Below are 25,613 nucleotides of genomic sequence, written 5' to 3'. Positions count from 1 at the left end.
GAGCCGAAACTCCGTAAAATATCCAGCCCGTACTAGACGTCCCATGGACCGAGCAGAGTACGCGCTGCTCGCTGGCATCGCACTGTTGACCGTCGGAATCGGCGTGGTCACGACCACGAAACCGCTGGGGACGTTCTTCGTCGAGAGCACCCAGACGTTCTTGCGGACCACCGCCGCGATGGCGTGGGTGACGTGGTGGGCGCTCGTCGTCGGCTTCGCCATCGCCGGCGGCGTGGAGGCGTGGACCTCCGACGAGGAGATTTCGGAGTTGCTCGACGGCCACGGTCTGCGCGAACTCGGCTACGGGACGACGTTCGGGTTCGTCTCGTCGTCGTGTTCCTACAGCGCCATCGCAACGGCGAAGAACCTGTTCAAAAAGGGCGGGTCCGCCGCGGCCACCCTCGGGGCGTTCATGTTCGCCTCGACGAACCTCGTCATCGAAATCGGCGCGGTCATCTGGATTCTGCTCGGGTGGCAGTTCCTCGCCGCCGACATCCTCGGCGGGTTCATCCTCATCGGCCTGATGGCGTTCGGATTCGTCTATCTCGTCCCCGACGAGGTGGTCGAACAGGCCCGAAAGAACGTCGAAGACGAGGTCGAGAAGGTCCAAGACCCCGTCTGCGGGATGGAACTCACGCCCGACGAGGCCGACTACTCGGTCGAACAGGATGAGAAAACGTACTACTTCTGTTCGAAGTCGTGCAAGGAGAGCTTCGACCCCGAACAGCAGCAGACCTCGATTCGTGCGCAAGCGACCTCGCTCAGCGGGTGGAAAGCCCTCGCCGACAAGCAGTGGAAAGAGTGGGGCATGCTCTGGGACGAAATCGCTATCGGCTTCATTTTCGCCGGTCTCATCGCCGGATTCATCCCCGAACAGGTCTGGACGACTATCTTCTCCGGGCCGACGTTCGGCGTCCCGGTGTACGTCTTCTGGACCGCTATCGTCGGCGCGGTCATCGGCGTGGCGACGTTCGTCTGCTCGGTCGGGAACGTCCCGTTCGGGACGATTCTCTGGACGAACGGGCTTCCGTTCGGGAGCGTCCTGAGCTACATCTACGCGGACCTCATCGTCCCGCCCATCGTGGACGCCTACCGCGAGTACTACGGGACGACGTTCGCGGCCATCCTCTCGGGGATGATTTTCGTCGCCGCCGTCGTCACCGGCGTCGTCGTCCACTTCGTCTTCAGCGCGGCGGGTCTCATCCCCGACCCATCGACCGCCCAAATCGCGGACGTGAGTATCGAACTCAACTACAAGGCCGTCCTGAACGTGCTGGCGACGGCGTTCTTCGGTTTCCTCTACTGGCTTCACCAGCGCGACAGCGTCGGTTCGGCGGGCGAGATGGCCAGTCACGCGAGTGACTAACCCTTCCGACTCCCGTCGTCTCCGTCGGCCCAGTCCCCGAGTTCGGCGTGTTCGGCCGCAACGGTCGCAATTTCGCCGGCATCGAGCACGCCCCATTCGGTAATCACGCCAGTCACGAGGTCGGCGGGAACGACTTCGAAAATTGGATTCTCGCTCGTCACACCTTCCGCGGACGAGAGCGACCCACCGCCCTCCCCGACGAAAGTGTCGTCGCCGCGTATCTTGTCGCGGGCGCAGACGGCGTAGACGGGAATCGATGCACGCGCTGCGGCCAACGCGAGCGGAACGCTCCCGACTTTGTTCACAACGTCGCCCGTGGCGAGCACCGAATCGGCACCGAAGAGGACGGCATCAACCGCGCCATCGAGAACTAGACCCGGCCCCGCGGCGTCCGTCGTGAGCGTCACTTCGAGTCCGTCGTTGGCCAGCGCTTCGGCGACTTCCTTTCCCTCGCCGCCGGGGTGAGATTCGGAGATGAACACGGCCGGGCGTGCACCTCGAAGGGTCGCTAGTACGGTTCCCGACCGGGAGAGCGTCGCCACGCGCTGGACGGGGGCGTCTGTTTCGAGTCGTTCGACGGCCACAGCAGCGGCCTCTCTGTCGGCGGCGACGGCGGCGTCGATTGCGCGTTCGGCGCGGCGACAGACCGCTTTCGGGTCCCCATCAGGTTCCGCCATCACGCGGTTGATTCGGTTGGTGACGGCGGCCATGCTCGGCCGCGCGTCGCGGAGTGCGTCCGCGAGTTCGGCCACGGTGTCCCACGATTTCGCTTCGGCGGCACCGTCTCGAAGCACCTCCAGCGCACGAATCGAAATCCACGCAGCGCCGTGCGTCTCGTCGGTCTGCACGGTTTCGAGCGTCGGCGCGACCCGGCGATACGTCTCCCACAGTTCGGGGACCGTCGCTCGGTCTCGGATGGCCGTCGGATGGACCCACTCGGTCGCCGCGAGTTCCTCGTTCGGGCGCACGTCGCGGGTCTCGGTGTCGAACAGAAACGGGTGGACCATCCACTCGTCGTCGCCATCGACGAGGTGGAGCGGGTCGCCGGCGCGAACGAGTTCGAGGCTCGTGAGGCCGGTCTCTTCGCTGACTTCGCGGCGGGCGTCGGGTTCGGTGTCGTCAGTCGAACCCTCCACGTAGCCCGAAATCCCGGCCCACCGTCCGGGGTAGGTTCCGGCGTCTCCGCTCCGGCGGGCGAGGAGGATTCGCCCGTCGTGTCGGCAAAACGCCGTTACGACGTGGTTCATGGCCGTCATTCGTGTGCAGACGGGAAAACGACTATCTCATTCGGTGCGTATATGTGGCCATGAAGCTCGCTATCCTGAGCGACACACACGTTCCGGGGCGAGTGGACTCCATTCCCTCGTGGGTGGAAGACCACATCCAGAATGCTGATCTAGTCATCCACGCGGGTGATTTCGATTCTCCAGAGACGCTCGACCACATCCGAGAGATTTCGGCGGAGTTCGTCGGCGTCCGCGGTAACATGGACTCGGACGACGTGGACCTACCGACCGTCGAGGTGGTCGAAGCGGGCGGTCTCACGTTCGTCGTCACCCACGGCACGGGGCCGAGAACCGGCTACGTCGAACGCGTCGCCGACATGGTTCGGGGGTCCGCGGGCAACACTGCTATCGGCATCTGCGGGCACATCCACGACATCGTAGACGAGACGCGGGACGACGTGCGCGTCCTCAATCCGGGCAGTGCGACCGGCGCAAACGTGGGCGACGCCTCGACGATGATGATAGGCGACATCGTGGACGGAACGCTCTCGGTCGAGGTCGTCTCGAACGGCGAAGCCTGACTCACTGCCGTCTGACTCGCTGCTGTCTGATTCACTTGCACTCCCCGCTGGCGATACCGGCCCGGTTCGCCAGCACCCCGTTGTTTTTGGGGGCGCTATGCTTCTCCCACTCTATGAAGCTGTTTCCGGTCCCCGACGTCCCCGAGATACGCGAGGGCGACGACCTCGCGGCCATCGTCTCGGAACGCGTCGAGTTGCGCCCCGGCGACGTGGTCTGCGTGGCTTCGACCGTCGTCTCGAAAGCGGAAGGTCGGCTGTTCGACCTCTCCGACTTCCCCGCCGGACCGCGCGCCCGCGAACTCGCAGGTCGCCTCTCGGAGTTGACCGGCGACGAGAAAGACCCGCGGTTCGCACAGGCCGTCCTCGAAGAGAGCGTCGAACTCGTGATGGAGGAACCGTTTCTCCTGACCGAGACGCGATTCGGCCACGTCGGCGTCAACGCCGGCATCGACCGCTCGAACGTCGCCGACCACGATTTGCTCTTGCTCCCGAAACGCCCGAGCGAGTCGGCCGAGCGCATCCGCGCCGGAATCGACGCCGACCGCGTCGTCGTCACCGACACGTGCGGGCGTCCGTTCCGACACGGCCAGCGCGGTGTCGCCATCGGCTGGGCCGGGATGGCTCCCGCGCGAGACTGGCGCGGCGAACCCGACCGCGACGGCCGCGAACTCGGCGTCACCGTCGAGAGCGTCGTGGACGAACTCGCCGCCGCGGCGAACCTTCTTCAGGGAGAAGGCGCAGACGGTACCCCAATCGTCGTCGTCCGCGACTTCGAGTGGGGCGACCACGGCGAGAGCGACGCCCACTTCCGCGACGTGGAGGGCGACTTCGTCAGACAGGCACTCAGAAACTGGAGGTACGACCCATAATGTTCGGACTCGAACTCACGCCGGAACACCCGGTAGACGACCTCGTTGCACTGGGAACGCAGGCAGAAGACGCGGGCTACGACTCGTTGTTCGTCTCCTGTCACTACAACAACCGCGACCCCTTCGCGGTCCTCGCGCGACTCGCCGCCGAGACCGACGACATCCGCCTCGGTCCCGGCGTCGTCAACCCCTACGAGATGCACCCCGTCACGCTGGCGGGCAAAGTGGCAACCGTCGCCGAGGCCTCGGGCGGCCGCGGCCTGCTCGGTATCGGGCCGGGCGACCCATCTACGCTCAGAAACCTCGGTCTCGAAGACGAACGCGGCCTTCGCTCGGTCTTGGAGGCGTTCAAAGTCGCCCAGGACCTGTGGGACGGCGAGCGCGTCACCCACGAGGGAACGTTCGAAGCCCACGACGCCGGTCTCAACTTCGACGTGCCCGGCGAGATTCCCGTCTACGTCGGCGGCGAAGGCCCGCACATGTGCCGCATGGCCGGCAAGCACGCTGACGGCCTGCTGTTCAACGGGTCGCACCCCGACGACCTCGCGTGGGCGCGCGAACAGGTCGATATCGGCCGCGAGGACCGACCAGACTCGCGCGGCGAGTTCACGCTCGCGGCCTACGCCAGCGTCTCCATCTCCGAAGACGCCGACGCCGCCCGCGAGGCCGCCCGCCCGCCGGTCGCGTTCATCACCGCCGGGGCGGCCCCGCCGGTCCTCGACAGACACGGCATCGACAGCGAGCGCGCCGCAGAGATTGGCGACTGCATCTCGGCGGGCGAGTTCTCGGAAGCGTTCGGTCTCGTCACACCGGCGATGATAGACGCCTTCTCGATGGCCGGGACGCCCGAGGAAGTCACCGAGCGAATGGCCGCGGTGCTCGAACACGCGGACGGATTAGTCGTCGGGTCGCCGCTCGGACCCGACGTAGAAGAAGCGATTACTCTCGCTGCGCGGGCTTACGCTGCGACCGACGGTCCGCACCGGTCGTGACGACGAGTTCGGAGACGAGCGCTCCGAGGACGAGGTAGACGAGCGCCCCGACCGAGGCGATGATGAAGAGGTTTCCGAAGAGGAAGCTAATCGTCGAGAGTGGGTCGCTCAGCGCGACGTCTGCGAACGCGACCGTCAGGTCGATGATACTCTGAACGAGCGCCACGAGGAAATCCGTGAACGTAGCCATACGCGACTCTCGGTAACGGGGGCTAATGATTGTGTGGGTTTCGCACGGCGTGCGCCACGGCTAAGCCCTCGCACACGCGATTCGAACCTGATGGCGAACTTCTCGCTCGACGACTTCGACGGCGACGAGGCGGACACGGAAGACCGAGACGAGCGTGTCGAACCAGACGACGACTCGCCCGAAATCGACACGCTCGCCACATACCGCTGGACGCCCGAGGCGACCGCCTGTCCGCGGTGTGGAACCGCAGTGCAAAAGCGATGGCTCGACGACGACGAGTACGTCTGCGACGACTGTAAGTCGTGGTGAGGTTACCCGCGCCGTCCACTCCGCCTGCCGAACCCGCGAACGAACGCGTCTTCGTCGAGCGCTAAGACGGTCGGTCGGCCGTGCGGGCAACTGTACGGCGTCTCACATGCACCGAGTCGTTCGACCAGTCGCTTCGCTTCCTCGTCGGTCAACGCGTCGCCGGCCTTGATAGAGGGATGGCACGCGAGGTCTTTCAGTAACTCGTCCCGTGGGTCGCTCACGTCGCCTGCGGCCACGTCGGCAATCGCGTCCACGAGTGCCGTCGGCGAGAACGCCCGTCCGAGCGGCGCGGGCACCGCCTCGACGCGATAGGTCCCAGACCCGGCCGCCGTGACCGAGAATCCCAATCTCTCGACCGCCTCTCGATTCGCCTCGAAGAGCGCCGCTTCGGGTGCGGAGAGTCGGATTCGCGCGGGTGGTTCTACCTCCACTGAGTCGATACCGGCGTCGGCCACGGCCTCCAGAAGTCGCTCGTAGTTCACCCGCTCGTGGGCGGCGTGCTGGTCGATGATAAGCAACTCGTCGCCCGCCTCGCAGAGGACGTAGAGGTCGCGGAATCGACCGATGACGGCCACGTCGTCGAAGACCGACTCTTCGCCGCGGGCAGAAAGAGACGAGTCGAGGTCCATGGCGAGGTCGGCGCTCCGAGCCAAGTCAGCGGTCGAGAGCGCGTCTCGAACCGCCGATTCGACGGTCTCTGCGACCGCTTGCGGGTCGCGGAAGCCGACTTCGTCTTTCGCGGGGTGCACGTTATGGTCAACCCACGCTGGCGGCAGCGCGAGTCGGACGACGGCGACGGGTTCCCGGCCATCGGGGAGGAGCGTCCCGTAGCCATCGGAGACTGCCCGCCGAATCCGCGGTTCGGCGAGTGCACGCCCATTCACGGAGACGTGGACGTGGTCGCGCCGCGCGCGACTGATTGCGGGGTGGCAGAGGACGCCATCGACGCGAATCTCCGCGCGTTCGTCGCCGACGGAGACGACCTGTGTGGCGTCGAACGTCGATGCCTGCCCGGCGGCATCGCGGCCGTAACAGGCCAGCATCGCCGCGATAAAATCGCCGCTGCCCGGCGTCGAGAGCGTCTGACGGTCGTCGTGCCGGAGGACGAACCGAACGTCGGGCCGGCAGAGCGCGTAGCGAGTGACGATGCTCGTGATACGCGCGAACTCGGTTTCGGCCGCCGCGAGCGCCTTCTTCCGGGCGGGTCGTTCGGCGAACAGACCGGTGACTTCGACCGTCGTTCCGCGTCCGCGTCCGGCGGGCGAGACGGTCTTGTCGCCGCGTTCGACCACAACGCGCGTGCCGCGTTCGCCGCCGTCGTTCGTCGTCAGGTCGAGGCGGGCGACGGCCGCGATGCTCGGGAGTGCTTCGCCCCGGAAGCCGAGCGTCTCGACCATCTCCAACTCGTCGGCGTCGGACAGTTTGCTCGTCGTGTGTCGCTCGACGGCGAGCGTCGCGTCCGCCTCGCTCATTCCACGGCCGTCGTCCACGACGCGGATTCGCTCGGTCCCGCCGCCATCGACGGCTATCTGTATCGTCTCCGCGCCCGCGTCGAGGGCGTTTTCGAGGAGTTCGATGACGACGCTCGCGGGGCGTGCGACCACCTCGCCGGCGGCGATTTTGGCCCGCGTCTCCGCGTCGAGTGTGCGAATCATTTCAGTCGGTTCTGCAGTTCGGAGAGAAGGTTCAGCGCTTCGAGCGGTGTGGTCGAAGCGAGGTCGGCGGCGAGAAGTTCGTCGGCGACGACTTGCTGGTCGGCAGTTGTCGAGTCTTCGGACTCCTCGTGGCCGTTCTCCAACCCGTCGATGTAGGCGTCGAGCGTCTCTCTCGTCGCTGTCTCTCGCTCGTCGGTCCTCGAATCGTTCTCTGTGGCCCCATCCGAGACCAGTGTTCGTGCCCGGTCAACGACAGAGTGCGGGACGCCCGCGAGTTGGGCGACTTCGACGCCGTAGGAAGAAGAGGAAGGACCGTCGGCGACGCTGTGGAGGAACGTCACCTCGCCCTCCGTCTGCGTGGCGGTGAAATGCAGGTTGAACACGCCCTCGTACTCGCCCGCGATTTCGGTCAGGTCGTGATAGTGAGTCGCAAAGAGGGTGGTCGCCCCCACGTCGTCGTGCAGGAACTCGGTCGCGGCGCGGGCGATGGCGAGTCCGTCGGTGGTCGAGGTGCCGCGGCCGACTTCGTCCAAGAGGACGAGCGAGTCCTCCGTCGCGTTGTGCAGAATCTCGGTGAGTTCGCTCATCTCGCGCATGAACGTCGATTGCCCGCCCGCGATGTCGTCGGAGGCACCGATTCGCGTGAAGATGCGGTCGATGACGGGGAGGCGGGCGCTCCGGGCCGGGACGAAACTGCCGACCTGCGCGAGGACGACGACGAGCGCGACCTGTCGCATGTAGGTCGATTTGCCGGACATGTTCGGCCCGGTGATGAGTGCAATCGACCCGCGGGGGAGCGACGCCGGGTTGGGGACGAACTCCGACTGGGCCCGTTCGACCACGGGGTGCCGCCCGGCGTCGATGTCGATGTTCTCACTTCCGAACTCCGGTCGGGCGTAGTCGTTAGCGACTGCGACGTCGGCCAGCGTCCGAAGCACGTCGAGGACGGCGAGCGCGCCCGCCACGCCCTGAATTCGCTCGCTCTCGGCGGCCACGTCGCGGCGGACCTCGCAGAAGAGGTCGTATTCGAGGGCGTCGGCGCGGTCGGAGGCGCGCAGAATCTCGTCCTCGCGCTCTTTGAGTTCGGGCGTGTAGAATCGCTCTGAATTTTTGAGCGTCTGCCGGCGGACGTACTCCTCGGGGACGCGGTCGAGGTTCGGGTTCGTCACCTCGATGTAGTAGCCGTGGACCTGGTTGTATCCGACTTCGAGCGAGTCGATGCCGGTTCGCTCCTGCTCGTGGGCTTCGAGGTTCGAGACCCATTCTTTGCCGTCGGTCGCAGTCGAGCGAACTGAGTCGAGTTCGCTGTCGAAGCCGTCGGCGATGACGCCGCCCTCGGTAATCTCCTGTGGCGGGTCGCCGACGATGGCGTCGCCGACGAGTTCGCGCACGTCTTCGAGTTCGTCCAAGTCGGCGCGAACCGACCGGAGGAGGTCTGACTCTGCATCGGCGAGGGCGTCGGTGAGTTCGGGGACGCGGTCGAGCGTGGCTTTCAGCGAGCGCAGGTCGCGGGCGTTGGCGCGTTCCCGAGAGATGCGTGTGACGAGTCGTTCGAGGTCATAGACGGCCGAGAGGTGTTGGTTCAGGTCGTCGCGGAGGAGCGCGTCGTCGGTGAGTTCGGCAACTGCGTCGAGTCGGCGCTCGATGTCCTCGCGCTCGACCAGCGGGCGGCGAAGCCACGCCTCTAATCTGCGGCGGCCGAGCGCACAGGCCGTCTCGTCGAGCACGTCGAGAAGCGTGCTGCCGGCGCGAACGCTCCGGGATTCGAAGAGTTCGAGGCTTCGAAGCGCCGTCGCGTCGAGTTGCAGAAATTCGCGGGGGTCGAAGCGCGTGAGACGCGAGACGTACTCCAACTTCTCCTCGCCGTGGGCGTACTCGGCGTAGGCGAGGAGCGCGCCCGCCGCGCTGAGTTCGGCCTCCGACTCGACGATTGCGTCGGGTTGGGTCGTGTAGGACGAGAGCGTCTCGCGCGCCGAGTCGAGGTCGAACGCCGACGCGTCGAACGGCGTGACCATCGGGTCGAACGAGAGAATCGGGAGGTCGCAATCCGGGCCGACGACGAGTTCGGCCGGGGCGAGGCGTTCGAGTTCTTCGAGTGCGAGCGCGCGGTCCGCGCCGGTGACGAGACACTCGCCGGTCGAAACGTCAACGACGGCGAGACCGTACGTGTCGCCGTCGCGGGCCACCGCGCCGAGGTAGGTCGCTCGGCCTGCTTCGAGGAGTTCTTCGTCTACGACGGTGCCGGGTGTGATGAGCTGCGTGACCGCCCGGTCCACGAGTCCCGATGCCTCGGACGTGTCTTCGACCTGTTCGGCGAGGGCGACGCGATAGCCGGCGTCGAGCAGACGTTCGATGTAGCCCGCGGCGTTGTCGATGGGGATGCCGGCCATCGGCCACGTCCCGGTCGAATCCTCGCGTTTCGTGAGCGTCACCTCGCAGGTTCGTGCCACCGTCTCGGCCGCGCCGCAGAAAGCCTCGTAGAAGTCGCCGACCTGAAAGAGCACGAGCGCGTCGTCGTGGCTCTCACAGCAGTCGGCGTACTGCGAGAGCATCGGGGTCAGGTCCTCGCGCACCGCCAGCATCTCCTCGGGTGCGCCGTAGACCGCTGTGCTCGGGGCGTCCGCGTTCATACCTGTACGCAGTCGCCGAGGGACAAAAGCTTCGGGAAGCCGTCTCGTGGCGGTTCCGCCCGCTCACGTAGGTTGGATTGTGGTATGCACACATCCAGCAACGTTAGGTATATCCAGCCAATATACATGATCAATGAATCAGTCCACCGCGGCACCTCGGACTGTTCCCTCTATCAATGACTGACGCACACGCAGAATCCGACTTAGACCCTGCCCTCTCTGTCGAGTCGGTAGCAGACCTCGCTGAACGTATCTCCGACAACGTCGAACAGGTCATCGTCGGCCACCACGACGCTATCGAAGATATTCTGGTCGCCCTCTTCGCCCGTGGTCACCTCCTCTTGGAGGACGTGCCGGGCGTGGGCAAGACCATGCTCGCCCGCGCTATCGCCACGTCTATCGACGCTTCCTTCAAGCGCGTCCAGTTCACGCCAGACCTCCTCCCCTCGGACGTGACGGGCGTCAACGTGTTCAACCAGCAGACCCGCGAGTTCGAGTTCCGGCAAGGTCCCGTCTTCGCCAACGTCGTCCTCGGCGACGAAATCAATCGCGCACCGCCGAAGACGCAAGCCGCCCTCCTCGAAGTCATGGAGGAGTTGCAGGTGACCGTAGACGGAACGACCCGGCGCGTCCCCGACCCCTTCACCGTCATCGCCACGCAGAACGACGTCGAACCCGACCGAACGTACGACCTGCCGCTCGCCGAACTCGACCGGTTTATGAAGAAGATTCACCTCGGCTATCCGAGCGAAGCGGACGAAGCCGAACTTCTCGGGCGCGTGTCGGGCCACCACCCAATCGAGTCGCTCTCGGCGGTCGCCACCGCGGGCGACGTTCGACGCGCACGAGAGGCCGTCCTCGGCGTCACCGTGAGCGAACCCGTCAGAGCCTACGTCTCCCGTCTCGCGGCGGCCACCCGCGAACACGCACATCTCGGGGTCAGTCCCCGCGGGTCGATTGCACTCGTCCGCGCATCGCAAGCACGCGCGGTCCTCGATGCGCGTGACTTCGTCGTTCCGGACGACGTCCAACGCGAAATCGAGAGCGTGTGGGCACACCGGATTCGAACCTCCGAGGGCACCCCCGGTCGGACTATCGTCGAACGGGCGCTCACCGACGTCACCGTCGAATGAAACCGACACGTCGCGGCTGGTTCGCGCTCGTGGTCGTCGCCGCCGCCGTCGGCAACGCCGTCGCCTTCGGCCCACGCGCACTCAACGCGGTGGTCGTTCCCGTCGTCGTCGCCCTCGTCGTCTCCGCGATTCAGCTCCGTCGCCTCTCGCAGCCTCGCGTCTCCCGAACCCCCGTAGACGACGGCTTCCCCGACGAACGGCGCACCGTCTCGCTCTCGTTCGACGCGAGTCCGGCGTTTCCGGCACGCATCACCGATAGTCTTTCGGAGGGACTGGCCGGCGACTCGACGGTCGAAACCGTCGTCGGCGACGACCCAGTCACCTACGAAGTCGAGTATCTCCATCGCGGGCGACAGACGCTCGGCCCGACGACGCTCGTCGCCTACGACGTCCTCGGATTCTTCTCGCGGCGATTCGAGGTCTCCGACCGGACCGACGTGCTCGTCTTCCCGCGATTGCGCGCGCTCTCGACGCCCGCTCGCCGAACGCTCGCACGACTCTCTCACAGTGGCGTCTCGGACGAGCGCGGCGAGTTCGACCGCCTCCGCGGGTACGTCCACGGCGACCCGCTCCGCGATATCCACTGGAAGTCGAGCGCGAAGTCCGACGACCTCATGGTCAAGGCGTTCACCGACCGCACGGACCCGAGTGCCGTTCAGGTCTCGGTCGGGAGCGTCGAAGGAAGCGAAGACGACGTGGCCGAAGCGGCCGCGGCCGTCTGCTGTTCGCTCCTCGAACTGGAGATTCCCATCGAACTCTCGACGCCCGTCGGGACGCTCGATGCGGTGTCGGGGAGTCGTCGCCACGTGCTCTCGCACCTCGCGCAGTTGCACCCGGGTTCGGTGCCCGAACCGAGCGCAGAGGTCGTCGTTCGCGGCGAGAGGGCACAGACGACGATTATCCTCAGTGGCCGTGAGTTCTCGTTCGAACAACTCCGCGAAGACGGCGGCGTGAAGGCGTCACTCGGCGGTCGCTCCGCGTCAGAGGTGGTCTCGTGAGCACCCACTCGGCGACCGGAACGTCGCGGACGACACTCGGGATTCCGACCCGGTATCTCGCGCTGGCGTCGCTCGTCGTGCTACTCGGGTCGTTCCTGGCCGTCCTCTACGACGTGACGGACATCGTCGGCCGCCGCGACCAGTTCGTCCTGCTCGTCGTGGTCACGTTCGCCGCGGCGACACTCGTCGGAAAGACGCTCCGTCCGGCGATTGCGCTCACACTGACCCTGCTCATCCTCGGCGGCGGCTTCGGCATCTACATCCTGTCGTTACCCGAGAGCCAGCTCGCGCTCCTCTCGTTCGACCAGCTCGCGTCCGACTCGCTCGCGCTGGCCAGCGGGTTGTCGGTGCTTCGGTTGGTCGCCGCCGACGTGTGGGCACTCGCGGTGACGCCCGCCCCGCTGTTTCTCGCGTGGTACTTCGCCGTCCGCGGACGCTACGGTCCTGCGGTCGTCGTCGCGGGCGTCGGTCTCGGCCTGTTCGTCCTCACCGGCGACGCAGACGGCTTGCTCACCCTCGTCGGCGTGTGCGCCGGTGCGGCCGCGCTCGGATTCGACTCGCTCGACCGATTCGGTGCTTCCGGTGGCCAACTCGACGCGCTCATCCTCGTCGTCGCCGCGATGATCGTCGTCGCCGCGACGGTGAGCGTCCTCCCCGGTGCGGGTGCCGCGCCAATCATCCCGAACAGCGGTCTCTCCGACCAACCGACCGTCGAAGCGAGTCTCGTGAGTTCGACCGACAGCGTCGGTATCGTCGGGAGCATCAGCCTCTCGCCGGAGGTGCGATTCGAAGTCGAGAGTAACACGCCGTCGTACTGGCAGACCGCGGCGTTCGACCGCTACACCGGCAACGGGTGGGTTCGGACCGGCAACACCGCCCCCTACAGCGGTGGTCGGTTGGACGAACCACCGGGACCATCGCGGCGGGTCGAACAGACTGTCACGCCCGCGACACCGCTCGATGCGATGCCCGCGGCGTGGCGGCCACTCACCGTCGATGGCGACGTCGCCTCGGAGACGCTCGTCACGACCCAAGGGACCATCCGGCCGGGTCGAACCATCGAGCGAGGCGAAAATTACACCGTCACCAGCGCAATACCGCAGTACACCGCCGCCTCGCTCCGGCGGACCGGAACCGACTACCCCGACGAGATTCGTGACCGATATCTCGCACTTCCCGACAGCACGTCAGACCGCGTTCGTCAACAGGCCGCGACCATCACTGCAGACGCGGAGACGCCCTACGACAAGGCCGTCGCTATCGAGCGGTGGTTAGAGGAGAACAAGGAGTACTCCCTGCAAGTGAGTCGCCCGGACGGAGACATCGTCGAGGGCTTCCTCTTCGAGATGGACTCGGGGTACTGTACGTACTACGCGTCGAGTATGGTCGTGCTCCTGCGCTCCGAAGGCGTCCCAGCACGGTTCGTCACCGGCTACACGACCGGCGAACCGGTCGAAGACGGTCGATACGTCGTCCGCGGCCTCGACGCCCACGCGTGGGTCGAAGTCTACTTCGAAGACACCGGCTGGGTGCGCTTCGACCCGACGCCCACCGAACCCCGACGCGCCGCCGAAGACCAGCGCCTCGTGCAGGCGCGAGACGACGGCGAACAGGGCGTCGATACCAACGAGACGCGCCCGGAGACGCCCGAGAACACGACCGAGACCGAGACGTCCACGCCCAACAACTCGCCGGACTCGACGGCCACGCCGGCGGGGAACGACTCCAACGCGAGCAACCTCGGACCCGGCTTGGACGACCGTCTCGGCATCACACCGCCAGCATCGGGCGGTTCGCAATCGAACGGTGGGCTGTTCTCGACGACGCCCTCTCGGGAGACCATGTTCGTCTGGTTCGCCGGCTTCGTCGGTATCGTCGCCGGCGCACGACGTTTGCGGGTGCCGCAGAAGCTCTGGTTGGTGCTCTATCTGGTCTTCCAGCGACGGACGGACCAGCCGACGGAAGACGTGCTACGGGCCTACGACCGCCTCGAACGCATCCTCGAACGAACGTATCGCCCGCGGCGTTCGGGTGAGACCGTCCGCAACTACCTCGATGCGCTCTCGCGGGTCGGCGTCGATACCCGAACGCAGTCGCTCGGCGTGCTGTACGAGCGCGCACGCTACGGCCGGGGCGTCTCGCGCGAAGACGCGACGGAAGCGGTCAGCATCGCCAACGACGCGATTCGCTCGCGCCTGCCCGTGCTCAAGCGCTGGGGTCGCTGACCGCCGGCGAGTGCGCGCCGACCGCTCGAACTGTGCGTGCTGAACCTCGTCCCTTTTTGACGCCTCACTGTGGATGACTGTGCAATGGCGATACGAGACGCTGTCCCCGCGGTGCTCTGTGCGCTACTCTGTGTGCTGGCGATGGTCGCGCCCGTCGCGGCCACTCCCGAGGGGTCTGCCGCCGGTCCCGGCGTAGAACCCCTCGTCCAGCAGGGCGTCGTCCCGGATAGCACGCGAATCACCGTCGATATCCGCGAGAACGGCTCCGCCCACTGGCAGATTCAGTACTGGACCCGCCTCGACGACCAGAACACCACCGAGGCGTTCGACTCGCTCAGCGCGGACATCAGCGACAATCCCGACAACTACACGGCCGACTTCCGCGACCGAATCGAGGGAACGGTCTCGGCCGCCGAGAACTCTACCGGCCGCGACATGGCCGTCTCGAACGTCTCCGTCTCGGCCGACACGCGCTCGCTCCCCGATAGCTACGGGGTCGTCACCTACTCGTTCGAGTGGTCGAACTTCGCCGCCGTCGATGGCGACCGACTCGTCGTCGGCGACGCTATCGAGGGCTTCTTCCTCGATTCCGACTCGCGGCTCATGATTTCGTGGCCCGAGTCGTACGGCAGCGTCTCGGTCGCACCCTCTCCCGACGAGACCCGCGAGAACACGGTCATCTGGCGCGGGTCGGACACGGAGTTCGTCTCCGGCGAACCGCGGGTCGTCCTCGAACCCGGCGCTGGTTCGCCCGCGACGGCGACGACGACAGACGATACGCCCGGCGGCGACGGCAACGTCGCGGACGACCCGTTCCCGACGACGACGGCACTCGGCGGACTCGTCGTGGTCGGGTTGCTCCTCGGCGGTGGCGTGCTCTACGCCCGCTCTCGCGGCGTCTTTGGCGACGATTCGGGGGCGAATGTGGACACCGAACCGGTCTCGGAACGGGGTGCTACAGGCACGGCCGCGGCGACGGCCGAATCGGACGAATCGGCGGACTCGACCACAGAGACCGCCAGCGACGATTCGGGTGCCGACCAGACGCCGGCCGAACTGCTGAGCAACGAAGAGCGCGTCCTCCAGTTCATCGAATCGCAGGGTGGTCGCGTCAAACAACAGGAAGTCGCCGGCGCGCTCGACTGGACGGACGCGAAGACGAGCAAAGTCGTCCGCGGCATGCGCGACGAGGGGACTATCGAAGGCTTCCGTCTCGGCCGCGAGAACGTTCTTCGACTGCCGGAAGAAGACGAAGACGAGTCCGCGGACGGACGAAACCCAGAATAAATATCTTACGACCGTTTACACCGGTCGAGTTCGTCTAATCGGCAGACTGCGGCCACTTTTCGAACGACGAAAAACCCCGTTGAACGCGGTTGATTGGCCGAGACGACCGTCAGTTTATATGGGAGAACGGGCCGAAGAGTGGCGTAATGAGCCGACGAATTGTTGCACTGCTCGCCGCCGCGCTCGTCGTGGTGTCGATGGGTGCACCGCTCGCTTTGGCCGCACCGGCGACTCCCGCGAACACCGCCGATGCGCTCGACGAGTCGGCCGCGTTGCAAACGGCCGCCAACAACAGTACGACCACGACGACCAACGCGACGACGACCAACGACTCCACGAACGCGTCTACCAACGACACCGAGACGCCGCCGGGCCAGAAACTCGCCGGCGTCATCGGCGTCCAAGGCTCTGAGACGAACGGCGAACTCGACCGCCGGAGTTTCGACCGCCGCTTCGAGAACGCGAACTCGAACGGGTCGAAAGCGGGCGTCGTGGCCGGGCAACTGCAACGCGCCCGCGCTCGCCTCGACACCCTCCAGCAACGCCAAGAGCGCTTAGAGACGCTCCACGAGGAAGGCAACATCTCCGAAGCGCGCTACCGCGTCCAGATGACGCGCGTCGTCGCGGAACTCGAACAGACGAAATCGATTCTCAACCGAACCGAGTCGGCGGCGACGACGGTGCCCGACTCGGACCTCCGCGAGCGCGGTGTGAACACCACCGAACTGGATGAGTTGCGGACGCGAGCGAACAACCTCACCGGACCCGAAGTTTCGGCTATCGCCCGTGACCTCGCTGGCGACAACCCCGGCAAGGGACTCGGCCGTGACAAGTCGGAGAAATCTGACGACGAGGAGAACGAGACGGCCGACGCAGGTGAAGACGGTGCCGAAGAAGCGCGTGGGAACGGCAACGGGAATGGAAACGGGAGCGACAGCGCCTCTGACCGCCGTCCGAACGACCGCGGGTCGGACAAGGAGAACGACAACTCGAACCGTGGGAAACAGGCCAAAGACGCCGACGACACGACGGTGACCACCGACAGCGACGAGACGACCGACTCGGAGACGACGACAGACGACACGACGACGACCGACGACACCGACTCAGAGACGACTACGACCGACTCGTCTCCGGACGACAGGGAACGCGGGACGGCAGACGAATAACCGTCTCCGTGTTACGGAGTCCCGATACTGTTTAATATCCTCATCTTGTAGCCTCACATTGTAATGTCGGAAGTCTGCTCGACGTGCGGTCTGCCTGAAGAACTCTGCGTCTGTGAAGACGTCGCCAAAGAGTCTCAGGAGATAACCATCCGCATCGACGAGCGCCGCTACGGAAAAGAGGTTACAGTTATCGAGGGATTCGACCCGAAGGACGTCGATATGGACAGCCTATCGTCGGACCTGAAGTCGAAATTTGCCTGCGGTGGTACCGTGGAGCAAGACTCAATCGAACTCCAAGGGAACCACCGCGGGCGCGTGGAGGACTTCCTCCGCGGGAAAGGGTTCAACGTCGCGTGAATACCGTCTAACCTCTCTTCTCCAAGCGATTTTCGGCGAACTCACCACCGACGAGCGACGGCGCTCGGTCACTCTTCGGTCGGGTTTCACTCCTCTGCTGGGTTCCACTCGTCCGCACCGGTTTCGAGGGGACCGTCCCACACGTCGAGGCCACCTTCCATGCTCTCGATACGCGCCTCGTTCGTCCCCTCGTAGGCCGCGAGCAGGCGCGCGGCCTGAATGCTCGCTTCGCCACGGGGACAGACGGTGACGATGTGGGATGCACCGGCGAGACGACCGAGGTGCGTCACGAGGTCGTCGAGCGGGACGTTGAGACTCCCCGGAATGTGGCCGTCGGCGAACTCGTCGGGGGCACTCACGTCCACCACGAGCGGTGAGTCGTCGCCGTCGAGAAGTTCCTGTACCGCCGCGGGGGAGACTTCGCGGTCCATAGTCACACCACCGCGGCCACTCGGATAAACGACTCGCAGCGTTACAACAATCCTTCTTCGCTGGCCAAGAGCACGCCCTCGACGGTCGCGTCGTTCGTCGGCGCGCTGGTCGCCAGTTCGACCACGTCCTCGACGGGAACCGCACGGACGGAGAGAAACTCGTTGTCGTCGAGGTCCTGTTCGACCGGAGTCAGGTCGGTGGCGAAGACGAACCCGCGTCGATGGCGAAGCACGCCGGTCGAACACCACACGTCGCCGAGGAGCGCCGCAGACCCGGCTTCGAACCCCGTCTCTTCGCGGAGTTCTCGCAGTCCGGCATCGACGAACGACTCGCCCGCTTCGACGACGCCGGCCGGGAGTTCGAGTTGCGTCTGGCGGATGTTCGGTCGGTACTGTTCGACGAAGACGACGTGGTCCTCGGCGACGGCCACGACGACAACGGCCGTCGCCAACTCCGCCCAGTAGTAGCGTTTCGTCGTCCCGTTGGGTTGTTCGACGAGGTCGTAGCCGCCGGTGAACCAGCCGGTCTCGTACTCGACTTCGGTTTCGAGGACCGGCCACGCGGGGTCCGGAAGGCGCTCGTGTCGCCGCCCGTCGTCACTCACTGGTTCTCACCCGCCGTCTCGTCTCCCGTATCCTCCTCTTTCTCTTCGTCGCCGAGGAGTGCCTCCCGATAGATACGTCCGAAGGCGTTGCGTCGAAGCGTGCTCACGGCGGCCTCGCGCTCGTTCTGGAACGTCGTGGCGATAACAGTTTCCGCGAAGGGGGCGGCGTGCCACGCGACGCGCTCGACTTCGGGGCTCCCCAACTCGATTACTTCGTAGCCCGGGTGGTCGTCGCACCACGCGTCGAACTCGTCGCGGGAGCCGACGGTGACGGCGAGTAACTCGGCGAACAGCGCGTTTCGGGCGGTCTCGACGACGGTTCCGGTCACGCGCGAGCGGTACTCCTCGCGGTCGAACTCCATCGCCTTGGCGGTCTCGCGGACGACGACCTGCGTCGTCGGCCCGAGTCGGTCGAATTCGTCGGCCGCGGCGTCGAGCGTCTCCGGTGCGAGCGTCCCGTGGGTTTCCATCGCTGTCCGATTCGAACCCGAGACTTACGATTCTTTCTTGTCGGTCTCGTCGGCGTCCTCGTCGTCGGATTCCTCAGCCTCGGTCCGTGTCTCGTCGGCCTGCATCTCTTTGGTGAGTCGTCTGGCCTCTTGGAAGATGTCCGCTGCGTCGCCGGTCAACTGCTCGCTCTCCCCGCCGAACGGTTGGGACTGCGCGTGTTCGTCGCCGTGAGGATGGCTATGGGTGTGGTCGTGGCCGTGTCCATGTCCGTGGGCACTCCCCATCGAGCCACCCGAACGGCGGTCCACGGTGTCTTCGAACACCTCGCCGTACTCGCCCTCCTCGGCGAACTCGGCGACGAGCGGGCCGAGTCGGTCGGCGTTCATCGACTCCCAGTCCGGTTCGTGCTCGTCCAGCCACGCCTCGTGGTCGTCACCGTGGACGAGTGCCTGCAACGCGAGGTGGTTGGCGAGATGCGTCTCGTCGCGTTGTGGTGCGTCGCACACTGGACATGCGTATCCCATACGTGTCCTACTCTGCGGGTACAAAAATGCCTTACAGTTCGTTCAGAAGTGTATCGCTCTCTCGGAAGGGAGCATGTGGCGTCCGCCAAAGATGGTGGTGGGGAGTGGCGGACGGCCGACGAAGCCACGTACTGCTGTGGTGGTGATGGTGTGGTGGTGGTGGTGGTGGTGATGTGGTGATGTGATAGTCACCGGGTAGTGATGCTGATTAGGCAGACATGACGGTAACCGTTCCGTCGGCCCAGACGGTTACGTCACAGGCAGCATACCGGAATCGAACGTGACCGCGTGCTGGCTGTTTCGACCCGCGCTCTGCGGTGTCTTCTCGTGGTGCCCGAACCAGCGGAGCGAACAACCCATCGAGCGCATCTGGGTCGATTGTCTCTGCGAGTGGGGGAAGTGAGAGTGGGTCCTCGGCACGTGCCTGAGATGTCGCCGTGATGATTGTCACTGCGAGTGTGTCCCGTCCATTCCAGTCGTGTCGAGCGACGACCCTGTCTCTCGTGCCAGTGTTCCTGTCCACTTCAGGTTGCCAAGCAACGCGTGTTTCGTCCATGATTTCGGTTCGCGTCGGCGTCTTGCCGACAAGCGTCATTCGTCGTGTGTGGATATATCACTCGTTGCTATCAGACTAGTACCACCACTCGTGACGACTCTAGTAGGCTAGAGTCGTTTATAAAGAGGTGTAATTTATCCGAACATTTCTCGGACTAATTTTCTCTCAGCGGCACGTAAGTGGTACTGATACGTCGGGGCGCTGATGCCAAGGGCTTCGGCGAGTGTCGCGGCCGTACTCAGTCGCGGCCACTCGTAGAACCCCGCGAGATATGCGGTGTGGAGCGCCTCGTACTGTTTGTCCGTCCACTGCTCGCGGAGTGCCATCTGGAACGTCGCAGGCGAGTCGTTGCCCTTCGTGAGCATCCGACGCGAGCGGAGTTCCGTCGCCGGATAGTCCGCGGCAATCGCATCGACGAACGACCGAACGCGGACGCGTTCTGGGACTTCGACAGTGAGTGTCGTCGCCGCGCCGGTCGAGACGAGTTCGCGTAACGTCGCGTCCGATGCGTAGAGCGTCTCGAACAGCGCCTCGCGCGGCAGTCGAAGTTCGAACAACTGTCGGTCTTCGTCTTCCGAGAGGACGCACGCGTCGATTGCGACGTCGCGGGCCACCTCGATGACTCTCTCTGGGTCGGCATCGGTGACCAAGAACGCGAGGATGCCGTTGTTCTCTTGCGGGACGACGCCGGTGACGGTGACCTCACAGCCAATCCGTCGCGCGAGTCGAGCGACCGAGAGTCGGTCACCGTCGAGGGCGATTTCGAGTTCCGCTTTTCGCCCGGTGAGCATCGCGGCGGCGCGCGCCGTCGTCGAAATCGCATAGCCGATGGTCTCGCCTAACTCGGCGAGCAGCGCGCTGTCGCCGTTGACGAACGCGTTCGGCGTCGTCGCGTGGATGACGAAGAGCGCTTCGACACGGTCGTTGGCGACACTCGGCAGTACCGCGAGCGAGCGAAAGCCGTAGGCGAGTGCGTCGCCTCGGTGGTTCCCCCACGCCGGGTCGTCGAGGACGTCGCCGACCGTCTGCATCTGTTTCGAGTCGATGGCATCTTCGAGGAGTGTCGAAAACGGCTCCGAACCGGCGACTTCCCGGAGTCGTTCGACGTACGCCGAGTCCGCGCCGTGGACGGCGTCCTGGCTGGGTTTGAACCCTCTTTCGAACTGGTCGGCTTCGAGGTACCAGACGACCGCGTAGTTCTCCGACTCGGCGAGTTGTTTCGTGACGGCTTCGAGCGCGTCACTTCGCGTCGGTGCGCGAATCAGCGAGCGGACGACGCCACGAATCGTGGTGTTCACCCGGTCGAGTTTGGTTAGTTTCGCGTTCTGGCTCGCCAGTCGCTCGTCGCGCTTGCGCAACTCCGTCTCCGCTTCGACGCGTTCGAGTAACTCCTCGACGGTCGCCACGAGCAAGTTGACGAGTTCGACGTCCACGTCGTTCGGGGCGAGAGAGCCGGGATGGCCGGTCACGAGGACGCCGTGACGACCCATCGGGGCCGCGATGACGCGTTCGACGCCATCGACCACGCCGCCGTCCGGTGCGAGTTCGACGACGCGAACTTCGCCGGAGACGAACGCCTCCCAGACGCCGCCCTCGCCGATTCCTACTCCGATTGGCTTGTCTCCGAATCCGGTTCCGGCCTCGCCGATTCGTCGGAGGAGCGTCTTCGACTCGTCGAAGACGAACAACTCCGTTCGAGCGTCACCGAGCACTTCGTCACACGCCTCGGCGGCCGCGGCGAGAATCGCGTCGCGGTCGGGTGCACGCATCATCTCGCGGGTGCGTTCGTGGAGCGTTGCGAGCAACCGCTCGTAGCGATGGCGTTCCGTCACGTCGCGGAGGACGCCCACGGACCCGAACTCGGTGCCTTCGGCGACGAGCGGTGTTCGGTGATTCTCGACGCGGATGACCTCTCCGGTGGGTTTGGTCATCTCGAACTCGACGATTTGGTTCGAGGTGGCGGCGAACGCCTCGTCGCCCCCGTCGGTCGGGTCGTCGTTGGCCACGAAGAGACCCGCTGACGAACCGAGCACGTCGGAGCGCCGGAGACCGGTCAATTGCTCGAAGGCCGGGTTGATAGCCGTAAACCGCCCCTCGACGTCGAGGGCGTACACCGCGTCCGCGACGGTTTCGAGCATGCGACCGTACTGTTTTATCTCCGCTTCCCGCGCTCGCTTTTCGGTGATGTCCGTGAAGTATATCGAAAGGCCGGTGTCCGACGGGTAGGCGTTCACGTCGAACCACGACTCGAACTGTTCGGAGTAGGTCTCGAACGAGACGGCCCGTTGGGTCCGCATCGCGGTTTCGAGGTTGGTGCGGAACTCGTCGTCGTTGTCGGTGAGTCCCCACAGTTCGTGGCCGAGAATCTCCACCGCGTCGTGATTCAACCCGCTCTCTGCGGTGCCGTTGACGTAGGTCACTTCCCAGTCCGTATTGACGGCGATAACCGCTTCGTCGATACGTTCTAACACCTCCGAAAGCGCGTTTCTGAGCTCGTAGCGCTCGATTGTCGCCCCGAGAATCGTGGCGATGTTTTCCAAAAAGAGCACGTCGTCGTCCGAGAAGTGCGTCGTTTCGTCCGCGTACACTCCGAGCACCCCCCACGAACGGGTGTCGCCCGCGATTGGCGTACACATGCCACTCCGGAGTGCTATCGAAGAGAACGCACAGGCGTCGTCGTACTCCTCGGCGGCCTCGAAGTTATCGACGACGAGTGAGTGTCCCTCGTGATACGTCGCGGTGACGTGGCTCTCGTCACAGTCGGCGACGAACTCGTGCTTCGGCGTCGTCGAACTGTCGGCAGATGCACGGACGACGAACCCGTCGCGGTCGTCGAGGCGTTCGAGAACGACGACCGAGGTGGCGTCGAGCACGTCGTTCACCCGCGTCGTCACGAGGTCGAACACGTCGGCGACGTTCACGTCCGCCAAGGCGCGAGTGCCAATCTCGGAGACGACGCGCTGTTGTTCGAGACGCGCACGGTACGAGAGTTCGACCTCGTGGTCTCGAATCGCGGTCCGGATTCGAAAGCCGAGCCAGTGGGCCGAGTCGGTCTCTCGGTCACGAATCAGATAGTCAGTCGCGCCCGCATCGACCGCGACGGTGGCGTCTTCTTCTGTCTGTGCGACGACGATGACCGGCAGACCGAGGTCGCGTTCACGAAACTCGCGCAGAAAGGAAATCCCATCACCGGTAGTAAGTGGAATATCGAGAATGACGCAGTGAATCACACTGCTTGCCGAACGGAGTTCAGCGTGCGCAGCCCCAGTCTCTCGGACGTGGCGGACTGTCGCGTCCGAACCCTGTGATAACGATGACTCTACGGTTTCGACGAACCGGTCATCATCACTCACACACAGCACGGCGGTGGACGGTAACACAACTCTCGTACAACGTACTTCGTGTTAATTCCTCCCATGGTTGGCAACTAACTAGTATCATCAACGAATCCACCTATCAACGAATCCACGTTCGAACGTCGTGAATCATGATGAACGCGTCCTCACCGTCGGCGTAATAGCGGGGGATTCGGTGTGCCGATTCGAACCCCATGTCCCGGTAGAGTGACAACGCAGGCTCGTTCGAGACGCGGACTTCGAGTTTGACGATGGTCGCTTCCGCGAGTGCTACCGCCGAGAGCGCCTGTTGGAGTAGTCTCCGTCCCAACCCCTCACCCCGAGCGTCGGGGTGGACCGCGAGGTCCTTGATGTGGCCGATATCGTTCCCGTGATTCGGCATCACGTCGGCGACCACGTAGCCCAATATGTCGGTCCCGCGGGCCGCGACGAGAAACGCGGGTTCATCGACGAACGACTCGAACGCCGCGTAGGGCCACGGCTGTGTGAAACTCGCGCGCTCGATACGAAGCACATCGAGCAAGTCGCCGCGTTCGACCTGCCGGACGACGATATCGTCGAGACCCGTCACGTCCGGCGATACGCAGTACGGATGCAAAAGCCCGACGCCTTCGGGGTTCGGGGGATTCCGAGTCAGCCGAAAAACGAGCCGTAGCAGACGCTCAGCGGGTAGAAAGAAAAAACGAGTGTTGGTGTTCGCTTAGTCGTCTGCGGGTGCAGCGCCGCCCTCAGCCTGCTGCTTCGTGAGGGGGAGCTTGCCGCCTGCTGCGAGGATGTTGCGCTCGCGTTCGGAGGCGTTCAGCTCTGCGGTGGCTTCCCAGTCGTCGTTCACGCGGATGGTGAACTCGACCTGGCCGGATGCGACGGCGTCTGCGACGTCGTCCACGATTTCGACGGTGTCGCCCTGGTCGATTTTCGCGTACGTCTCCTCGTCGATGGCGAGGGGGACGATACCGAAGTTGAACAGGTTCGCCTTGTGGATGCGTGCGAACGACTGTGCGAGCACGGTCTCGATACCGAGGTACATCGGACACATGGCCGCGTGTTCGCGGGAGGAACCCTGTCCGTAGTTCTCGCCTGCGACGAGGACGCCGGTGCCGGCTTCCTTCGCGCGCTGGGCGAACGTCTCGTCAACACGCGAGAGCGTGAAGTCCGAGAGGCGCTCGATGTTCGAGCGGAACTTGAGGATGTCGGACGTCGCCGGGATGATGTGGTCCGTCGTGATGTTGTCCTCCATCTTCAGGAGCGTCTCGCCTGCGATGTTCGAGCCGAGGGGGTCCTTCAGCGGCACGTCGCCGATGTTGGGTCCTTTGATGAGTTCGTCGTCGATTGCTTCCTCGGCGTAGATGAGGTCGGACTTCGAGCCGTCGTACTTCTTGGGGAGTTCGACGCCGGGTGCGTCGAGGTCGCCGAGTTCGTCGGCGAGGTCGCGTGGGTCGATGATTTCGCCCTTGAGACCCGCGGCGGCGGCGACTTCCGGCGAGCAGAGGTAGACGTTGTCGTCCTCGATACCGGAGCGGCCCTCGAAGTTGCGGTTGAACGTACGGAGCGAGACGGAGTCGGACGCCGGCACGTGGCCGATACCGATACACGGTCCACACGTCGCCTCGGAGACGTTGACACCGGCAGCCATCATTTCGGCGGTCCAGCCCTGACGGGCGAGGATTTCGCCGGCCTGCTTCGAACCGGGTGCAACGATGAGTTCGAGGTGTTTTGCGACTTCGCGGCCCTCGACCATCTTGGCGACGGGGAGGACGTCCTCGTAGCCACCGTTGGTACAGGAACCGACGAGCACCTGCTCGACCTTCTCGCCAGCGACTTCGCGGACGGGAACGACCTTGTCGGGCATCGACGGGCAGGCGATGAGCGGTTCGATCTCCGAGAGGTCGATGACGATTTCGTCGGCGTACTCGGCGTCGTCGTCGGCGGTGAGTTCCGTGTACACGTCGCCGCGACCCTGGCGTTCGAGGTAGTCTTTGGTCTTCTCGTCGGTCTCGAAGATGGACGAGGTCGCACCGAGTTCCGTACCCATGTTGGTGATGGTCGTGCGCTCGGGGACCGAGAGCGACTTCGCACCGGGGCCGGTGTACTCGAAGACCTTGCCGACGCCACCCTTGACGCTCAGACGGCGGAGCATCTCGAGGATGATGTCCTTGGCGGAACTCCACTCGGGGAGTTCGCCTTCGAGACGAACGTTGACGACTTCGGGCATCTCGACGTAGTACGCGCCGCCACCCATGGCGACGGCGATGTCGAGACCACCGGCACCGATTGCGAGTTGGCCGAGACCGCCGGGGGTCGGCGTGTGCGAGTCGGAGCCGAGGAGCGTCTTGCCGGGTGCGGCGAAGTTCTCCTTGTGGACGTTGTGGCAAATACCGTTGCCCGGACGGGAGAAGTGTGCCCCATATGTGCCTGCCGCAGAGCGGAGGAAGCGGTGGTCGTCCGTGTTCTTGAAGTCGAACTGGAACGTCTGGTGGTCACAGTACTGTGCCGCCAGTTCGGTCTGGGCTTCGTCGAGGTCGAGCGCCTCGAACTGGAGCCACACCATCGTGCCAGTCGTGTCCTGCATGAGGACTTGGTCGATTTCGATACCAATCTCCTCTCCAGGAGTGAGGTCACCTTCTACGAGGTGGTCTGAAAGAATCTTTTCCGTGAGCGTCTGTCCCATAACATTCGCCAGTCGATTGGCTACGAATATAAATCC

At 64.8% G+C, this 25,613-nt stretch carries 23 protein-coding genes; 11 read left to right on the top strand and 12 right to left on the bottom strand.

Annotated elements, in window-relative coordinates; translation table 11 throughout:
• Positions 1-43: 43 nt before the first annotated feature.
• The gene (locus ACFQJC_RS04425) at positions 44-1,366 is read left to right on the top strand and encodes a permease (protein ID WP_390222040.1); all 1,323 of its coding nucleotides are present in this window, start codon (positions 44-46) and stop codon (positions 1,364-1,366) included.
• Here ACFQJC_RS04425 and ACFQJC_RS04420 read toward each other — a convergent pair.
• Positions 1,363-2,613 carry an eIF2B alpha/beta/delta subunit family protein gene (locus ACFQJC_RS04420; protein ID WP_390222039.1) on the bottom strand — a complete coding sequence of 417 codons (1,251 nt, stop codon included), beginning with the start codon at positions 2,611-2,613 and terminating at the stop codon, positions 1,363-1,365. The genes ACFQJC_RS04425 and ACFQJC_RS04420 overlap by 4 nt on opposite strands.
• Before the next feature lie 59 nt (positions 2,614-2,672).
• Between ACFQJC_RS04420 and ACFQJC_RS04415 the strand changes: the two genes are divergently transcribed.
• The 3 genes from ACFQJC_RS04415 (at position 2,673) to ACFQJC_RS04405 (ending at position 5,034) form a co-directional block, all read left to right on the top strand.
• Entirely contained in the window at positions 2,673-3,173 is a 501-nt protein-coding gene (locus ACFQJC_RS04415; protein ID WP_390222038.1) for a metallophosphoesterase family protein, read from the top strand.
• A gap of 113 nt (positions 3,174-3,286) precedes the next feature.
• Positions 3,287-4,042, top strand: coding sequence for a coenzyme F420-0:L-glutamate ligase (locus tag ACFQJC_RS04410; protein WP_390222037.1), 756 nt, complete (start codon positions 3,287-3,289; stop codon positions 4,040-4,042).
• Positions 4,042-5,034 (top strand): 5,10-methylenetetrahydromethanopterin reductase, encoded by a 993-nt coding sequence (locus ACFQJC_RS04405; protein ID WP_390222036.1) that lies wholly within the window; start codon positions 4,042-4,044, stop codon positions 5,032-5,034. The genes ACFQJC_RS04410 and ACFQJC_RS04405 overlap by 1 nt, the downstream gene beginning before the upstream one ends.
• Here ACFQJC_RS04405 and ACFQJC_RS04400 read toward each other — a convergent pair.
• Positions 4,982-5,224 (bottom strand): hypothetical protein, encoded by a 243-nt coding sequence (locus tag ACFQJC_RS04400; RefSeq protein WP_390222035.1) that lies wholly within the window; start codon positions 5,222-5,224, stop codon positions 4,982-4,984. The genes ACFQJC_RS04405 and ACFQJC_RS04400 overlap by 53 nt on opposite strands.
• A gap of 90 nt (positions 5,225-5,314) precedes the next feature.
• On the opposite strand from ACFQJC_RS04400, the gene ACFQJC_RS04395 reads away from it, so the two are divergent.
• The gene (locus ACFQJC_RS04395) at positions 5,315-5,533 is read left to right on the top strand and encodes a DUF7573 domain-containing protein (protein ID WP_390222034.1); all 219 of its coding nucleotides are present in this window, start codon (positions 5,315-5,317) and stop codon (positions 5,531-5,533) included.
• A 2-nt stretch (positions 5,534-5,535) separates the two neighbouring features.
• Here the strand turns inward: ACFQJC_RS04395 and mutL are convergent, their stop codons facing one another.
• Both mutL and mutS read right to left on the bottom strand, forming a co-directional pair.
• Positions 5,536-7,188, bottom strand: a complete 1,653-nt coding sequence (gene mutL / locus ACFQJC_RS04390; RefSeq protein ID WP_390222033.1) for a DNA mismatch repair endonuclease MutL — start codon at positions 7,186-7,188, stop codon at positions 5,536-5,538.
• Positions 7,185-9,818, bottom strand: coding sequence for a DNA mismatch repair protein MutS (gene mutS / locus ACFQJC_RS04385; protein WP_390222032.1), 2,634 nt, complete (start codon positions 9,816-9,818; stop codon positions 7,185-7,187). Before mutS ends, mutL begins: the two co-directional genes overlap by 4 nt.
• Positions 9,819-9,994: 176 nt before the next feature.
• Here mutS and ACFQJC_RS04380 point away from each other — a divergent pair, with 176 nt between their 5' ends.
• The 6 genes from ACFQJC_RS04380 to yciH all read left to right on the top strand — a co-directional run bounded on the left by ACFQJC_RS04380 (position 9,995) and on the right by yciH (position 16,987).
• Entirely contained in the window at positions 9,995-10,951 is a 957-nt protein-coding gene (locus tag ACFQJC_RS04380; RefSeq protein ID WP_390222031.1) for an AAA family ATPase, read from the top strand.
• On the top strand, positions 10,948-11,949 hold the full coding sequence (locus ACFQJC_RS04375) for a DUF58 domain-containing protein (protein WP_390222030.1): 1,002 nt from the start codon (positions 10,948-10,950) through the stop codon (positions 11,947-11,949). The genes ACFQJC_RS04380 and ACFQJC_RS04375 overlap by 4 nt, the downstream gene beginning before the upstream one ends.
• Positions 11,946-14,174: a transglutaminase TgpA family protein gene (locus tag ACFQJC_RS04370; protein ID WP_390222029.1), complete on the top strand. Its 2,229-nt coding sequence runs from the start codon at positions 11,946-11,948 to the stop codon at positions 14,172-14,174. Before ACFQJC_RS04375 ends, ACFQJC_RS04370 begins: the two co-directional genes overlap by 4 nt.
• An 84-nt stretch (positions 14,175-14,258) precedes the next feature.
• A complete protein-coding gene (locus ACFQJC_RS04365) occupies positions 14,259-15,461 on the top strand; it encodes a DUF7345 domain-containing protein (protein ID WP_390222028.1) in 1,203 nt (400 codons plus the stop codon).
• Between the two features lie 146 nt (positions 15,462-15,607).
• A complete protein-coding gene (locus ACFQJC_RS04360; RefSeq protein WP_390222027.1) occupies positions 15,608-16,630 on the top strand; it encodes a DUF7096 domain-containing protein in 1,023 nt (340 codons plus the stop codon).
• A 63-nt stretch (positions 16,631-16,693) separates the two neighbouring features.
• A complete protein-coding gene (gene yciH / locus ACFQJC_RS04355) occupies positions 16,694-16,987 on the top strand; it encodes a stress response translation initiation inhibitor YciH (protein WP_390222026.1) in 294 nt (97 codons plus the stop codon).
• A gap of 86 nt (positions 16,988-17,073) precedes the next feature.
• Here the strand turns inward: yciH and ACFQJC_RS04350 are convergent, their stop codons facing one another.
• The 8 genes from ACFQJC_RS04350 to ACFQJC_RS04315 all read right to left on the bottom strand — a co-directional run bounded on the left by ACFQJC_RS04350 (position 17,074) and on the right by ACFQJC_RS04315 (position 25,577).
• Positions 17,074-17,418, bottom strand: a complete 345-nt coding sequence (locus ACFQJC_RS04350; protein ID WP_390222025.1) for a rhodanese-like domain-containing protein — start codon at positions 17,416-17,418, stop codon at positions 17,074-17,076.
• Between the two features lie 41 nt (positions 17,419-17,459).
• Complete coding sequence (locus tag ACFQJC_RS04345) at positions 17,460-18,023, bottom strand: NUDIX hydrolase (protein WP_390222024.1); 564 nt, start codon at positions 18,021-18,023, stop codon at positions 17,460-17,462.
• Positions 18,020-18,493 carry a DUF5809 family protein gene (locus ACFQJC_RS04340; RefSeq protein ID WP_390222023.1) on the bottom strand — a complete coding sequence of 158 codons (474 nt, stop codon included), beginning with the start codon at positions 18,491-18,493 and terminating at the stop codon, positions 18,020-18,022. Before ACFQJC_RS04340 ends, ACFQJC_RS04345 begins: the two co-directional genes overlap by 4 nt.
• A 24-nt stretch (positions 18,494-18,517) precedes the next feature.
• Positions 18,518-18,997 carry a DUF5810 domain-containing protein gene (locus ACFQJC_RS04335; RefSeq protein WP_390222022.1) on the bottom strand — a complete coding sequence of 160 codons (480 nt, stop codon included), beginning with the start codon at positions 18,995-18,997 and terminating at the stop codon, positions 18,518-18,520.
• Between the two features lie 208 nt (positions 18,998-19,205).
• Positions 19,206-19,553, bottom strand: a complete 348-nt coding sequence (locus ACFQJC_RS04330) for a HalOD1 output domain-containing protein (protein WP_390222334.1) — start codon at positions 19,551-19,553, stop codon at positions 19,206-19,208.
• Positions 19,554-19,687: 134 nt separating this feature from the next.
• Positions 19,688-22,906, bottom strand: a complete 3,219-nt coding sequence (locus tag ACFQJC_RS04325; protein WP_390222021.1) for a bacterio-opsin activator domain-containing protein — start codon at positions 22,904-22,906, stop codon at positions 19,688-19,690.
• 103 nt (positions 22,907-23,009) lie between these two features.
• Entirely contained in the window at positions 23,010-23,480 is a 471-nt protein-coding gene (rimI, locus tag ACFQJC_RS04320; protein WP_390222020.1) for a ribosomal protein S18-alanine N-acetyltransferase, read from the bottom strand.
• A 129-nt stretch (positions 23,481-23,609) separates the two neighbouring features.
• Positions 23,610-25,577: an aconitate hydratase gene (locus ACFQJC_RS04315; protein WP_390222019.1), complete on the bottom strand. Its 1,968-nt coding sequence runs from the start codon at positions 25,575-25,577 to the stop codon at positions 23,610-23,612.
• Positions 25,578-25,613: the final 36 nt, after the last annotated feature.

Source organism: Haloferax namakaokahaiae (assembly GCF_042663225.1).
GTDB classification, from domain to species: Archaea; Halobacteriota; Halobacteria; order Halobacteriales; family Haloferacaceae; genus Haloferax; species Haloferax namakaokahaiae.
The sequence above is the reverse complement of the archived record's forward strand: the minus strand, read 5'-3'. Positions and strand labels throughout refer to the sequence as shown.